The sequence below is a fragment of the Rhodococcus sp. D-6 genome (genome assembly GCF_040256695.1).
Lineage (GTDB): Bacteria > Actinomycetota > Actinomycetes > Mycobacteriales > Mycobacteriaceae > Rhodococcus > Rhodococcus pyridinivorans.
Window position 1 is genome coordinate 783,612 of sequence record NZ_CP132970.1, and the last position, 13,107, is coordinate 796,718.

Consider the following 13,107-nt stretch of genomic DNA (forward strand, 5'->3'; position numbering starts at 1 on the left):
GGGAGGTTCGCAACACGCGCTCGGGGCTCGCAACGCCACCGGTGACCGATGGTGTTGCGAGCCTCGCGGCGGCGGTGCGTACCCCCGGCCTGCTCAGTACACGTCGCGCACGTACCGCTTCTCGCGCTTGAGGGTGGTGACGTACTCCGCGGCCTGCTCGTCGTTCATGCCGCCGTGCTCGGCGACGATCTCGTGCAGCGCACGGTCGACGTCCTTCGCCATCCGCGACGCGTCGCCGCAGATGTAGAAGTGTCCACCCTCCTCGAGCCACGCGAACAGTTCCGCGCCGTGCTCCTTCATGCGGGTCTGCACGTAGATCTTCTCGGCCTGATCGCGGGAGAACGCCAGGTCCAGGCGCGTGAGCACACCCGAGTCGGCGAACTCGGCCAACTCCTGTTCGTAGATGTAGTCGCAGCCGCGCTTCTGGTCGCCGAAGAACAGCCAGTTCTTCCCCGTCGCACCCCGTGCGCGACGTTCCTGCAGGAAGCCGCGGAAGGGTGCGATGCCGGTGCCCGGACCGACCATGATCATCGGTGCGGTGTCGTCGGCGGGCACGCGGAAGGCCTTGTTCTTCGACACGAAGATGCCGACCTTGCCTTCACCGACACGATCGGCGAGGAAGGTCGAACACACGCCGCGACGCTCGCGGCCGTCGGTGCCGTAGCGCACCGCCGCGACCGTCAGGTGCACCGAACCGTCGCACGCGTTCGGGCTCGAAGAGATCGAGTACGCCCGGTGCTGCAGCGGACGCAGCAGCGCCAGGAACTGCTCGGCCGACAGCTCGGGCGCGGGATCGAGCAGGAGCACGTCGAGAATGTCGCGGCCCCACAACCATTCGTCGAGCGCGGCCTTGTCGCCGTGCCGCAGCACATAGGTGAGTTCCTCGTTACCCGTGTGTTTCTCGATCTCCTCGAGGAGATCGACGGACGGAGCGGTGATCTCGTAGTTGTAGGTGAGGAGGTGCTCGAGCGTGTCGTCGTGACCCTCGGGGACGGTCGCGCCGTCGAGACCGAGCCGACCGAGGATCGCGTGCACGAGTTCGGTGTCGTTGACGGGCACCACGTTCAGCGCGTCGCCCGCTTCGTATTCGAGACCGGAATCGGCGAGCGCGAACTCGTAGTGCCGAATCTCCTTGGCCGAGTCCTCCCCGGACAGGAGCACGTTCGACGTCAGCACCGCCGGATAGGGATTCTTGCGGGTCCACTGCGACTTCGCCCGGGCCGGCGCCGCGGGGGCGGGAGCGTCATCGCCCACGATGCCCTCGACGGCCGCGACGAGCGGCAGCGTCTCCGCGATCCACGTCGCGGCGAGCTCCTCGAACTCGACGTCGCAGTCCACCCGCGGCACGATGCGCTGCGCACCGAGCTGCTCGAGACGCATGTCGATGAGCTTGCCGGCCTGGCAGAACCCGTCGTAACCGGTGTCGCCGAGGGCGAGCACCGCGAAGTTCATGCCGTCGAGGCGCGGCGCGCTCTCGGCCGACAGTGCCTCCCAGAACAGCTCGGCGTTGTCGGGCATCTCGCCCTCGCCGTAGGTGGATGTGACGATCAGGACCTGGCCCAGACCGGCGAACCGGTCGAGGTCCATGTCGTCGAGAGCGCACACGACGGGCGCGAAGCCCTGGGTGCGCGCTGCAGCCGCGGCGTCCTCGGCGACGGCTTCGGCATTGCCGGTCTGCGAGCCGTAGAGCACGTGCAGAGCAGGCGCCGAGCCGACGGTCCCGGCATCGGCGGCGGGACCACCGGAGAACAGGCGGGTCTGCATCCCGGCGACGAAGCCGGAGAGCCACGACCGCTGATCGGCGGTGAACGGAGCGTCGAGGGGAATGAACGGGCCGGTGGTGGTCACGCGGAGACTCCCATCGTGGAGGTGAGGACGTTCGGGACGGCGTTGCGTGCGAACAGTTCCTCGTAACCGGGTAGGCGACCTGCGGCGTCGAGATTCTTGCGGCTCTGCAAGTGGATCCAGCCGTAGGTACCCGGCGCATCGACCGAGCGGACGTTGCGCAGGGCCAGGGCCTGCTTGTAGTCGTTCAGGCGCTTGTCGGCGACCAGCGCCGCGAGCTGCTCGTCGGTGTGATCGGCGATCGCCGCGAGGGCGTAGCGCTCGAGCTTCGCGACGAGGAAGAAGTCCTCCGTGAGCAGCAGATTGCGAGCGGCCTTCTGCACCGCCGGATCCGACACGTCGGTGGCGCCGGGGACCTTCTGCAGCGCCATCTCCTGCGCGGCGGCGAGCACCGTGTAGTTGTTGAGCAGCGCGTACATGGCCTCGGTGTCGGTCGCGTCCGGGGTGACACCACCGGCGACGGGAACACCCGAGCGGTAGTTCTCCTTGAACTTGCGCACCTGGTGCGCGACCAGCGCCGTGGCGACCTCGGCGGCGAGGTCCTTGCGCGACGCTGCGGCGAGGATTTCGTCGAGGTCCTGGTACTGCAGCAGCGCGCGCGGCATGCCGTACGCGAAGCGGTGCTGCTCGACCTGCCAGTTGTCGATCAGGAAGCGGGCCTTCACCGAGCCGGTCGCCTCGATGTGCAGGTGCAGCAGCTGCAGCACGGCGGCGTTGTGGATCGCGGCCTGCGGGTCGTCACCGGTGATCGACCCGAGGACGATCGAGTCGGCGCTGGCCTTGCGGGGGAGCAGGCCCTCGGGGTCGTACTGGTAGACGAACCCGCCCGACATGCCGTTGCCGAAGCCCTTGCCGAACTCGCCGATGTTGAGCACCGCGCCGTTGGTCATGTACTCGCAGGCGAACTCGCCGACACCCTCGACGACTGCGGTGGCGCCGGAGTTGCGCACCGCGAAGCGGTCGCCGGCCTCACCCTCGACGAACAGGCGACCACCGGTCGCACCGAAGAGCGCGAAGTTGCCGATGAGCACGTTGCCGCCGCGTCGGTCGCTGCCGCCGCCGGGGGAGTGCAGCACGATCTGCCCGCCGCACTGGCCCTTGCCGACGCCGTCGTTGGCGGTACCGGTGTGCTCGATGTGCATGCCGTCGTTGCAGAACGCCCCGAAGGACAGGCCCGCCGAACCGGAGGTGGTGATGGTGACGGTGCCGTCGCGTAGCCAGCGGCGTCCGCGCTCGTCGTCGAGCACGGCCGGCAGGGCGCCGAGATCCTCGTGGTTGAGCATGCGCTCGATGTCGATCGCCAGCTGCGCGCCGACGCTCTTGTTGTTGTTCGTCAGCTGCACGCCGTCGCCGAGCGAGACGGTGAGCTCCTTCGCATCGACGAGGGCCTCGCGCAGCCGGGCCACCCACGCCTCGTCGAGCGAGTAGTCCTTCTCCATGTAGACCGGATTGTCGATGTGCACCTCGGGCAGCACCGCGAGCATCGCCCGCAGGTCCAGCCGGCCCACGCTCGACGGGTGGTCGAGCAGGTGCAGCAGGTCGGCGCGGCCACGCGCGTCGCGCAGCGACCGCAGACCCAGGCGGGCGAGCAGCTCTCGGGTCTCGTGCGCGACGTTGAGCAGGTACTGGGCCATCGCCCGCGGATCGCCGTTGAACACTTCGGGATTCGTGGTCAGACCTGCCGGGCACTTGACGTTGCAGTTCTTCGCCATGACGCAGCCGAGCATCATCAGCGCGGTGGTGCCGAACTCGAAGCTGTCGGCGCCGAGCAGCGCGGAGACGATGACGTCCGACGCCGTCTGGTGCGCACCCGAGCAGCGCAGCACGACCTTGTCGCGCAGACCGTTGGCCGTGAGGGCCTGGTGGACCTCGGCCACACCGATCTCCGCGGACCGGCCCGCGTACTTCAGCGAGGTCACCGAGGCGGCACCCGTGCCGCCGGTGTTGCCGGCGACGTTGATGACGTCGGCGCCGGCCTTCGCGACACCCACGGCGATCGTGCCGATGCCCTCCGAGGAGACGAGCTTGACGATCACCCGCACCCGCGCCGCCTTGGCGTCGTGGATGAGCTGGGCGAGGTCCTCGATGGAGTAGGTGTCGTGGTGCGGCGGCGGCGAGACCAGCTCGACGCCCGGGGTCGCACCGCGCGCCGCGGCGATCTCCACCGTGACCTTCTTGGCGGGCAACTGGCCGCCCTCACCGGGCTTCGCGCCCTGCGCGATCTTGATCTCGATCTCCTCGAGCATCGGATCGGCGAGATAACCGGCCCACACACCGAAGCGGCCGGACGCGAACTGCTTGATGCGCGACCCGCGGATGGTGCCGTAGCGGGAGATGTGCTCGCCGCCCTCACCGCAGTTCGACATGCCGCCGACCATGTTGGTGCCGTGGGCGACGGCCTCGTGGGCGTTGGAGTTGAGCGCGCCATGGCTCATCGCACCCGACGCGAGCGCCGGGGTGATCTCGTGCGCCGGCTGCACCCGGTCGAGCCGCACGCTCAGCGGGGCCTGGCGGACCTGCTCGAGATAGCGCGCGGCGTCACCGATCGCGTGCACGGTCAGGGTGTCGCCGTAGCAACGGTGCGAGACGATGCCGTCACCGAAGCGCGCGACGAGCGAGGCCGCGAGCGCATCGGGACGACGGTGGTCGTCTGCGAGCGGACCGGTCAGACGCAGGACGAATTCGCTCTCACCGACCCGCGCCGCGGAGATCCCGCGCACGAGCATCGAGTTGTTGCCGAACCGCGCGAAGCGGCCCATCTCCTTGGTGAAGTCCTCGGCGGTGACGGCGTAGGTGACGTCGGCGGGCAGGGCGAGCACGTCGCGCAGCGCCGCGGGACGCTGTGTGCGCTCGTCGGCCATCGTGCGGGCGAACGCGCGGTAACCCGGGGTGATCTCGAAGGCATCGATCTCGGCGGGTGTCAGGGCGCGGAAGCCGCCGTAGCGGTACGACGCGTCGTCGAGACCGTGCGCGTCGGAGAGCCGGTGCAGCGGCAGCAGACGCAGCGCGTCGGTCAGATCCGGCTCGGCCTCCTTCTCCACGGGCAGCGCGAAGGGCTCCTCGGTCATGTCCACGAAGCCGCGCACGGCGGTCGTGCCGAACGAGTGACCGGCGCCCTCGGCGCGCTCCTTGAACAGACCCAGCAGCGGGACGTCCTTCTCCGTCTCCACGGTGAGAGCGCGACGGTGCCAGTCGGCGACGGCCTGCGCGAGGGTGGTGAAACCGACACCGCCGACCGGGGACTTCACGTTCGGGAACCAGCGCGCGAGCACCTCGTCACTCGTGTCGAGATAGCTCGGCTCGAAGAACTCACCGCCGATGTACGACTCGACGGTGCACAGGCCGACGCGTCCCATCGTCTTCATGAGCGACTTCTCGGCCGCCTTGCGGAACTTCAGGAACGCGGCGTCGGCATCGTCGCCGAACTTCTCCTCGGCGCGCATCTGCACCGTGAGCGGATACACCGCAGCGGCACCGAAACCGAGGGTCGCCGCGATGTGATGCGACGAGAACAGCTGTCCGGATTCGACGATGACGGACACGCGCAGACGCAATCCCTCGTCGATCAGGCGCTGGTTGACCGCCGCGACGGTGAGCACCATCGGCAGTCCGGCGCGGTCGGTGGAGACGTGGCGGTCGGTGAGCACGGCGATGCCACCGGATTCGCGGGCGAAATCGGCAATGGCCTCGGCCGTACCGTCGATCGCGGCGGCGAGCGCGGCCGCGTTCGCCTTGGCGTCGTCGAAGACGGGGGAGTACAGCATCTCGAAACGCCGCACCGGGGTGTCGGACTGCTCGCGGATACGCAGCATGTCGAGGTGCGTGAGGATCGGGGTGGGCACCACGATCTGGGTCGCGGACGAGACGGGAGCACCGCTACCGGGGCGAGCACCGAGCGCGACGCGCAGGGTCATGCCGTCCGCTTCGCGGATCGAGTCCAGCGACGGGTTGGTGACCTGGGCGAAGCGCTGCGAGAAGTACTTGGCCACACCGCCTTCCTGATCCGACAGCGCGTTGATGGCGTTGCCGTAACCCATCGCGGAGATGCGCTCCTGACCCGACGCGAGCATCGGGTCGAGCATGAACCGGAAGGATTCCTGGTTGATGCTGTAGGACACGTAGCGCTGGTAACGCTCGAGATCGCCGTTGTAGCGCAGCGGGGAACCGGCCTTCTCGGCGGGAACCTCGGGCAGGGCATCGAGATTGCGGCGGGCCTCGTCGACGAGCGACGCGTAATTCTGCCGGGCAGCAAGAAGTTCGAGCGCCTCATCCGCTCCGTAGGAGCGGCGCGTGCGGTGATCGAAGTACAGCATGCCACCGGCCTCGATGCGGCCGCGACGCAGCACGGTCTCGGGCGCGAAGTCGAACTGGCCGGCCTCGGAGGTGACGGCGAGGTACTCTTCGGTCTCCACGGTGCGCAGCGGACGCAGGCCGAGGCGGTCGAGGCGCGCGCCGACGACGGTGCCGTTGCCGAAGACCAGCGCCGCGGGGCCGTCGTTCTTCTCCTCGTACAGGGAGAAGAACTCGAGCATCGCGCGGACCTGTGGCGACAGCTCGGTGTCGTTCTCCCAGGCAGGCGGCATCATCTGCACGACGGCGGTGACGAGGTCGAGTTCGTTGTGGGCGATACGCGAGGCCAGGGTCTGGTCGAAGCGGCAGCTGTCGGACTGTCCCGGCGGGCGAATGATGTCACGGCCCATCGCGCGGGCGAGAGCGCCCTCGAACAGCCGGTTCTTGCGATCGGTGTTCAGCTCACCGTTGTGCGCCATGAGGCGGAACGGCTGCGCCATCGTCGGATGCGGATCGGTGTTCGTCGAGAACCGGGTGTGGAAGAACAGGGTGTGCACCGCGTGCCGCGGATCGGTGAGATCGCGGAAGTACGGGATGACCTCGTGAGAGTTCAAGCGGTTCTTGAGAACCTGCGTGCGCGCACTGAGCGAGAGCGGGTACAGCCCGCCCAGTTCCGGCTCGGTGTAGGCGCGGGCCTCGACCTCGAGGAGCACGCCGTGCAGCAGTCGGTCGAACTCGTCGACGGAGTCGCACGCGTCGGGCCGCGTGAAGATCCACTGACGGATGGGCAGCTGGTATTTCGTTGCGGCAGGACGCAACACGCTGTCGTCGACGGGGACGTCGCGCATCGTGAGCACGGTGACCCCGGCTCCGGCGAGTGCCGACGAGACGAGTTCCTCGGCATCGGCATGCGCCGCGGGATCGGTGGGGAGGAAGAAGTTTCCGACACCGAAGTGCCCTTCCTGCAAGGGTTTTCCGGTGATCTCGGAGAAGAAGGCGACCGACAGGTCCACGTTGATGCCGGCTCCGTCGCCGACACCCTCGGCGGACATGCCACCGCGGTGCGGCACGACGCACAGGGCCTCGTGACCGCGGGTGAGCACGTCGTGGGTCTGCACGCCGTCCTTGCGGGTGATGAAACCGACACCACAACTGCTCTTGTCCAGCGTGCTGTCGTACAGGCCGGTGTCACTGGCGTGCGTCACGGACGTCCTCCTCGGTGCATCGAATTCGGCGTCGACCGGCAGTGACGATGCGAAGAAGGGGAACGCGTGGGAAGGCGCAGCTCCTGAGGTGCATAGACGTGTGCCGGAGACGATGTGTGTGAATGCAGACGTCTTTGTCCGAATGCGCCGTGCGTTGCGACGGTGGAGCGCGCGAGCAGCAATGGCAAGTGTAGCGCACGTGTTAACTCCGGTGACGGCGGGATACATCACAACCCGCCGGGAGTAAACGCTCTATTGCGGGAGGGTCTTCGCTACGCTCGCGCCCAACGGCGTCGACAGGCCGGACTACGAGCAGGGAGAGCGATATGACCGACATTCTCGACCGCACGAAGATCTACATCGACGGGCAGTGGGTGGACTCCGACGGCGCCGACCGCATCGAGGTCGTGAACCCGACGACCGAAGAGGTCGTCGCCGCGGTCGCCGAGGGTGCCGCCTCCGATGTCGATCGGGCGGTCGCCGCAGCGAAGGCGGCCTTCCCGGCCTGGTCCGCGCTCAGTGGTGCGTCGCGCGCCGCCTACCTGGAGAAGGTCTCCTCGCTGGCGAACGAGCGTGCCGACGAACTCACGAGCGTCGTCTCCCAGGACATGGGGATGCCCGCTCACTTCGCGCGTGCCATCCAGGTCGGGATGCCGCTGAAGAACATTGCCGCCTATGCGTCGCTGGCCGGAACGTACGACTTCGACGACCAGGAGATCGGCAACGCCCTGGTCGTACGCGAACCCATCGGGGTCGTCGGGGCGATCACCCCGTGGAACTACCCGCTGCACCAGGTGGTGCTCAAGGTGTTCGCCGCGCTCGCCGCCGGGTGCACCGTGGTGCTCAAGCCCACCGAGGTCGCGCCGCTGGTGACCTACGCGCTCGTCGACATCGTCGACGAGGCCGGCCTGCCGCCGGGCGTGTTCAACCTCGTCAGCGGTTACGGACCGGTCGTCGGCGAGGCCATCGCCGCACACCCCGACGTCGACATGGTGTCGTTCACGGGCTCGACGCGTGCCGGCAAGCGCGTCTCGGTCGTCGCTGCGGAGACGGTGAAGAAGGTCGCGCTCGAACTCGGCGGCAAGTCGGCCAACATCATCCTCGACGATGCCGATCTCACCGCCGCCGTCACCGAGGGTGTCGGCAAGTGCTTCCTCAACTCCGGCCAGACCTGCACCGCCCTGACCCGCATGCTCGTCCCCGCCGACCGTCTGCAGGAGGCCACCGCCGTCGCCGAGTGGGTCGCGCGGGCCTACACCGTCGGGCTGCCCGACGATCCGTCGTCGAAGCTGGGCCCGCTCGTCAGCGGCACGCAGCAGGCACGCGTGAAGGCGTACATCGACAAGGGCGTCGAGGAGGGGGCCGAACTGGTGCTCGACGGACGCGAAACCGAGTTCACCACCGGCTACTTCGTCGGCCCGACCGTGTTCACGAACGTCGCGCCGGAGATGACGATCGCCCGCGAGGAGATCTTCGGGCCGGTGCTGTCGATCATCGGATACCAGGACGAGGACGATGCGGTGCGCATTGCCAACGACAGCGAGTACGGCCTGTCCGGTGGGGTCTGGTCGGCCGACCCAGCGCGAGCGGAGGCCGTGGCCCGCCGTATGCGCACCGGTCAGGTCTACATCAACGGCGGCGCCTTCAACACCGACGCACCTTTCGGTGGTTACAAGCAGTCGGGTATCGGACGCGAGGCCGGTGTCTTCGGGCTCGAGGAGTTCCTGGAGATCAAAACGATCTTGCGCTGACGGCGGTGCCGTCGAATCTTGCGCTGACGGCGGTGCCGTATCGTTTCGTCGGACCGGTCAGTAGTAGACCGCGCCGGGTACGCCGCCGCCCACGGCGATCGCATCGCCGGTGATGCCGATGCTGCGCGGGCTCGCGAGGAACGCGACGACGTCGGCGACCTCGCTCGCGTCGATGAGGCGGTTCACGGAGTTCTTCGCGATCTGCTGTTCCAGTTCGGCTATCGGCGTGCCCGTCTCGGCGGACTCCTCGGCCAGTCGCGCCGCCAGCCGTTCGGTGCGGGTGCGGCCGGGGTGGACCACGGTGACGTTGATGCCGTGCGGGCCGAGTTCGTCGGCGAGGTTCTTCGTCACGGCTGCAACGCTGACGTTCCGGACCGTCTGGGCGATGGAGTTCGCGCTGCGCGCGCCGAGCCCGCTGATGTTGCTGATCCGGCCCCAGCCCTGCTCGATCAGGTAGGGGGCGACGGCGCGTGCGGTGCGCAGACAGCCGAGGATCTTGATCTCGACTTCGTTGCGCACGATGTCGTCGGTGGTCGCGGCGAAACTCGTCGGCTTGTCGGCGGTCCAGGGTGTGGCGGCGGAGTTGACGAGGATGTCGACGCCACCGAGTTCGGCGACGGCCCGCGCGACGAGTGCGTCGACCGAGGCCTGGTCGCTGGTGTCGGTGGGCACGGGAACGATTCGTCGCCCGGTCTCCTCCGAGAGGGTCTTCGCCGCGATGTCGAGATCGGCCGCGGTACGGGCCGCGATCACCACGTCGGCACCTTCGGTGGCCAGTGCCCGCGCGATGGCGTAGCCGATGCCGCGGCTACCGCCGGTGACGATGGCCCTCTTCGCAGTGAGTCCGAGATCCATGCTGCCCTTGTCCGTTCTTCGGGGATGTCCCGACGGTATGCCGACAGGGGAGCGGGCGGCCACATTTGCGACCGGCGTGATGCGAAGCGGTGGACGGCTACGGCGACGGCCCCCGCACCATGTGGTGCGGGGGCCGTCGGTGGTAGGTCTCAGGCCTTGCGGGTGCGGCCGAGGCGCAGCAGCGTCATCGCGAGCGTGCTGCCGTCGGTGCCGAGTTCGGCGAAGCGTCCCATGACGGCCATTTCCTCGGCCTGTGCTTCGCGGCTCGCGTCGGTGCCCTTCGCGGATGCTCCGGCGCGCTGAACGAGCTCCGAACGCCGCTTGATCACCGCGAGCAGCTGAGCGTCGAGCTCCTTGATCTGCTCGAACAGCTCCCCGAGCTCTGCCTCGGCCGACGAAGCTTCGCCGACGGACGCAAGGCCAGGCGAATCAAGCTGGACAGTCATGCAGACTCCTCCGGTCTCGTCTGAATCGTCACAGATTGTGTCGTGCTTACACCTATAGGTGTTACCGACACGTAGGGAAAAATTCTCGCGAGATTCTCCCATGCGCGTCCTGTTCCTTCATAAACGGCCGTGACCTGGTTCAACACCCTGATGGCCGGGGGGTATGTTAATTGTCACACCGACCGGTGCCAACTCGTGTGTCCGTCGGTGACGTCGCGCCCGAAGGGTCCGCATCGGGTCCGCCGCTCGAGGTAGCGTTCCGACCGACCGGCAGGGCCGAGGACGTCGGGGCTCCTCGGTACACCTGGAGGGGAGACCGATGCGACGACCTGTTGTCCCGTGGGGTGGGCGCGGCACGGAGGCTGCGACTTCCGGTACCGAACCGACTTCCGGTACCGAACCGACTTTCGGTGCCGAACCGACATCCCACATCGAACCGCCGAGCGAATGGCAGCACGGCACGCGCAATCTGCACGTGTACGCAGCGGCCGGTGCGGCGGTGCTCGTGGCGATTTTCGCCGCGGCCCGCGGAGCGAGCGCGTGGGGCACCGATTCGGTGGGCGCCGACCGCTTCTATTCGATCCTGGCGGTGCTGATGCTGCTGACGGCGGCCTTCGGCGCCACCTTTTGGTGGCCTGCCGGATCTGGGGCCCGGCGACCGTCGTCGTGGCCTCCGAGCCGCACACCGCGGTTCCGGTACGTCGAGACGGCCGATCGCGGCAGTACCGAGATCGCGGGCCGTCGCCCCGTCTTCGGTCTGCTGCTCGCGATGGTGCTGTGCGGGACGTTCCTCTCGCTCGGCGCAGCCGTGGAGATCGTGGTCGGGAACGAGGGTCTACCTCTCGTGGCGCTGGTGCTGGCGCTCGTCGCCGGGGTGTGTCTGGCCTTCCTCGTGGAGGTGGCACTCGGGCGCATCCGGGCCGGTTCGCTGGTTCTCGGGCCGGACGGGATCAGGCTGCGCGGCTGGTTCGTGGAGTCCTATCTGCCGTGGGTGTCGGTGCGGGGTCTTCGTGCGGTCGACCGGGGGTTCCCGGAAATCTGGATCGAGGGGCACGGGTCGGCGGCGTGGGCGCGTCGGCGCACGAGTCGGGTGTTCCCCTTCGAGCGCCTGCCGTCCGAGCCCCGGATCGAGGTGGACTCACGGCATCTGGCCGTCGATCCGGTGCAGTTGTACCGTTTCCTCGAGTTCTACGTGGAGCACCCTCGCCACCGCCGTGAACTGGGCACACCGGCGGCTGCGGAACGTCTCGCGGAGGGCCCTCCGTTCACCGTCGACGACGAGTGAAAATAACGTAGTCCGTATTGCAGAATGGCGTTTCCGTTCCCGTTCCTGCAACTCGTGTTCGGACCTTCACAAGTGCGGCACTCGGTGCCGTAGCATCGAGTCAGACGCTTCGGGAGGACGCCTTCCCGAAGATCTGTGCGCTCGGCGGTGCCGGCGCGTGGACCCCAGGTGTTCGACCAGATTGGACGAGAAATGACCGCTCCGGAACGCATCGTCATCGTCGACGGCGCACGCACCCCCGTCGGCAGCTTCGGCGGCGCACTCAAGGACGTACCCGCGCACGAACTCGGCGCCACCGCGGTCCGCGAGGCGCTGCAGCGCGCGGGTGTCGCAGGTGAGGACATCGACGAGGTTGTCATGGGTTGCATCGGCCAGGTCGGTGCCGACGCCTACAACGCCCGTCGCGTCACCCTCGCCGCCGGACTTCCCGTCTCCACCCCGGCCCTCACCGTCAACCGCCTGTGCGGCTCGGGTCTGCAGGCCGTGTGGTCCGCAGCCCAGGAGATCCGTTGGGGTGCCGCGGAGATCACCGTCGCCGGTGGCGACGAGAGCATGTCGCGCATGCCGTTCTACGACTTCGGTGCCCGCAACGGTTACAAGCTCGGCAACCGCGAGCTCGTCGACGGCACCGTCGGCATGCTCACCGATCCGTTCAGCGGACTGCACATGGGCGTCACGGCCGAGAACGTCGCCCGCGAGTACGGCGTCAGCCGCGAGCAGCAGGACGAGTTCGCCCTCGAATCGCAGCGCCGCGCCGCCACCGACGCCGCGAAGGCCGCCTTCGCCGAGGAGATCACCCCGGTCGAGATCGGTGGCCGCAAGCCCGTCACCGTCACCGAGGACGAGCACCCCAAGCCCGACACCACCCTCGAGGTGCTCGGCAAGCTGCGCTCGGCGTTCATCAAGGACGGCACCGTCACCGCCGGTAATGCCTCCGGGATCAACGACGGCGCTGCCGCGCTCGTCCTGGCCCGCGAGTCGGTCGCCCGTGAACGCGGTCTCGGTGCCTCTGTCGTGCTCGAGTCGGTCGTCACCTCGGCGATGGAGCCCGAGCTGATGGGCTACGCCCCGACCCTCGCCCTGGTGAAGCTGTTCGAGCAGAACGGCCTGACCCCGGCCGACATCGACACCGTCGAGCTCAACGAGGCCTTCGCCTCGCAGGCCGTGGCGGTGGCGCGCGACGCCAAGCTCGACCCGGAGAAGACCAACCCCTACGGCGGTGCCATCGCCCTGGGCCACCCGGTCGGCGCGACCGGCGCGATCCTGACGCTGCGCGTCGCCAAGGACCTGATCCGTCGCGATCTCGAACTCGGCGTCGTCACCATGTGCATCGGTGGCGGACAGGCACTCGCCGCGCTGCTGCGCCGCGTATCCTGATCCGGGCAGGTTTCGAAGGACCGACAGTGGTGGGAGCGATACGTATCGCTCCC

7 protein-coding genes are annotated in these 13,107 nt (G+C 68.3%); 3 read left to right on the forward strand and 4 right to left on the reverse strand.

Features of this window, described 5'->3' with window-relative positions; all coding sequences use genetic code 11:
• Positions 1-93 precede the first annotated feature (93 nt).
• Together RBB84_RS03770 and RBB84_RS03775 are read right to left on the reverse strand one after the other, a co-directional pair.
• Positions 94-1,848 carry a sulfite reductase subunit alpha gene (locus RBB84_RS03770; RefSeq protein ID WP_064256631.1) on the reverse strand — a complete coding sequence of 585 codons (1,755 nt, stop codon included), beginning with the start codon at positions 1,846-1,848 and terminating at the stop codon, positions 94-96.
• Complete coding sequence (locus RBB84_RS03775; RefSeq protein ID WP_064256630.1) at positions 1,845-7,340, reverse strand: glutamate synthase-related protein; 5,496 nt, start codon at positions 7,338-7,340, stop codon at positions 1,845-1,847. The genes RBB84_RS03770 and RBB84_RS03775 overlap by 4 nt, the downstream gene beginning before the upstream one ends.
• Positions 7,341-7,666: 326 nt before the next feature.
• Between RBB84_RS03775 and RBB84_RS03780 the strand changes: the two genes are divergently transcribed.
• Positions 7,667-9,091 (forward strand): aldehyde dehydrogenase family protein, encoded by a 1,425-nt coding sequence (locus RBB84_RS03780; protein WP_064256629.1) that lies wholly within the window; start codon positions 7,667-7,669, stop codon positions 9,089-9,091.
• A 57-nt stretch (positions 9,092-9,148) separates the two neighbouring features.
• On the opposite strand, the gene RBB84_RS03785 is transcribed toward RBB84_RS03780, so the two are convergent.
• The gene (locus RBB84_RS03785; RefSeq protein WP_064256628.1) at positions 9,149-9,946 is read right to left on the reverse strand and encodes an SDR family oxidoreductase; all 798 of its coding nucleotides are present in this window, start codon (positions 9,944-9,946) and stop codon (positions 9,149-9,151) included.
• A gap of 149 nt (positions 9,947-10,095) precedes the next feature.
• Positions 10,096-10,392, reverse strand: a complete 297-nt coding sequence (locus RBB84_RS03790) for a chorismate mutase (protein ID WP_019288919.1) — start codon at positions 10,390-10,392, stop codon at positions 10,096-10,098.
• 319 nt (positions 10,393-10,711) lie between these two features.
• On the opposite strand from RBB84_RS03790, the gene RBB84_RS03795 reads away from it, so the two are divergent.
• Both RBB84_RS03795 and RBB84_RS03800 read left to right on the forward strand, forming a co-directional pair.
• Positions 10,712-11,677 (forward strand): hypothetical protein, encoded by a 966-nt coding sequence (locus RBB84_RS03795; RefSeq protein WP_082921057.1) that lies wholly within the window; start codon positions 10,712-10,714, stop codon positions 11,675-11,677.
• Positions 11,678-11,869: 192 nt separating this feature from the next.
• Positions 11,870-13,054 (forward strand): thiolase family protein, encoded by a 1,185-nt coding sequence (locus RBB84_RS03800; protein WP_006552890.1) that lies wholly within the window; start codon positions 11,870-11,872, stop codon positions 13,052-13,054.
• Positions 13,055-13,107: the final 53 nt, after the last annotated feature.

What these genes read in the sequence shown, in the direction of transcription:
- RBB84_RS03780 (WP_064256629.1), top strand. Translation starts at nt 7,667, where the DNA reads ATGACCGACATTCTCGACCGCACGAAGATCTACATCGACGGGCAGTGG.
- RBB84_RS03785 (WP_064256628.1), bottom strand. Translation starts at nt 9,946, where the DNA reads ATGGATCTCGGACTCACTGCGAAGAGGGCCATCGTCACCGGCGGTAGC.
- RBB84_RS03790 (WP_019288919.1), bottom strand. Translation starts at nt 10,392, where the DNA reads ATGACTGTCCAGCTTGATTCGCCTGGCCTTGCGTCCGTCGGCGAAGCT.
- RBB84_RS03795 (WP_082921057.1), top strand. Translation starts at nt 10,712, where the DNA reads ATGCGACGACCTGTTGTCCCGTGGGGTGGGCGCGGCACGGAGGCTGCG.
- RBB84_RS03800 (WP_006552890.1), top strand. Translation starts at nt 11,870, where the DNA reads ATGACCGCTCCGGAACGCATCGTCATCGTCGACGGCGCACGCACCCCC.